The organism is Rhodococcus sp. R1101 (genome assembly GCF_000278445.1).
Taxonomy (GTDB): Bacteria; Actinomycetota; Actinomycetes; order Mycobacteriales; family Mycobacteriaceae; genus Rhodococcus; species Rhodococcus gordoniae.
On record NZ_AJVB01000974.1, the window covers coordinates 1 to 352 of the forward strand.

The 352-nt window shown below is 62.2% G+C and carries 1 protein-coding gene; it reads left to right on the forward strand.

Going from position 1 to position 352, the window contains the following annotated elements; genetic code table 11:
* Positions 1 to 352: MFS transporter (locus R1101_RS29150; RefSeq protein WP_037225531.1), on the forward strand; the 352-nt coding region annotated here is incomplete at both ends.

A 352-nucleotide genomic window follows, 5' to 3' on the forward strand; every position in this document is an offset into this window, starting at 1 on the left:
AGATCCTCATGGTGTATCCGGCTCTGCCCCATATCGCGTCGTCCTTCAACACGCTGAACGTGGCATGGACGATGTCCATCGTCACCCTCGCCGGCGCCACACTGATGCCGATGATCGGCAAGGCCTCGGACAAACTCGGCAAGAAGCGTGTCATTCTCTTTCTCGCCGTCGTGTTCATCGTGGGCAGCGTCATCAGCGCCGCGTCGACCTCCTTCGAGATGATGTTGGTCGGCCGAGCGGCCCAGGGAGCCCTGGTCGGTATCGTCGCGCTGTCCTACAGTCTCGTGCGCGACATCATGCCGCGCGAGTTCGTTCCGATCGCACTCGGTGTCGTGGCCAACCGGCATCGGCA